We start from the raw sequence: 255 nt of genomic DNA on the forward strand, positions 1-255 counted from the left end.
GAAAACTGAAGTTGAAAGTTAACCGAGAGAAAAGCGCGGTTGACCGTCCATGGAGGCGTAAATTTCTAGGTTTCACGTTCAGCTGGGAGAAGAAAAATCCGCGAATAAAGATCGCAAAGCTATCACTGGATCGAGTGAAAACAAAGATTAAAGCGATCACCTCTCGGAGTAAGCCAATCCCGATCGAACTACGAATAAAGGAACTTAATCAATATCTCACAGGCTGGTGCGGTTATTATGCATTAGCCGATACGA

1 protein-coding gene is annotated in these 255 nt (G+C 43.5%); it reads left to right on the forward strand.

Annotated features, from left to right (window positions below; genetic code table 11):
• The coding region (locus M3180_RS22525; RefSeq protein WP_285855857.1) for a group II intron maturase-specific domain-containing protein at window positions 1–255 on the forward strand (255 nt) is incomplete at both ends.

This window comes from Paenibacillus camelliae, assembly GCF_023715345.1.
Lineage (GTDB): Bacteria > Bacillota > Bacilli > Paenibacillales > Paenibacillaceae > Pristimantibacillus > Pristimantibacillus camelliae.